This is a genomic window from Bacillus hominis, assembly GCF_018332515.1.
Lineage (GTDB): Bacteria > Bacillota > Bacilli > Bacillales > Bacillaceae_G > Bacillus_A > Bacillus_A hominis.
Map to the genome: position 1 here is coordinate 1 of NZ_BOQD01000323.1, position 238 is coordinate 238.

Consider the following 238-nt stretch of genomic DNA (forward strand, 5'->3'; position numbering starts at 1 on the left):
TTGGAATTGATCCACGATAAGCATTTGTGGTAAATACTTAACAATATCTTTAAAGAAATCTAATTTTGCTTTTATAAATTCTTCTGTATTCTCATAAAATGTATCCCAATACTCCATCGAAAATAATTCCATTGTCATGCTAGCTAACTCAGCTGATTCTGAAGGGATTTCTAAATATTTTTGTAACTCTAGGTGCTTCATACATTCATTATGAATACTATGGCCCATTTCATGGAGG

The 238-nt window shown here is 31.1% G+C and carries 1 protein-coding gene; it reads right to left on the minus strand.

What is annotated here, in order from left to right:
• Positions 1 to 238 (minus strand): M3 family metallopeptidase (locus KI356_RS23665; RefSeq protein ID WP_238486227.1); only part of this gene is annotated, 238 nt, incomplete at both ends.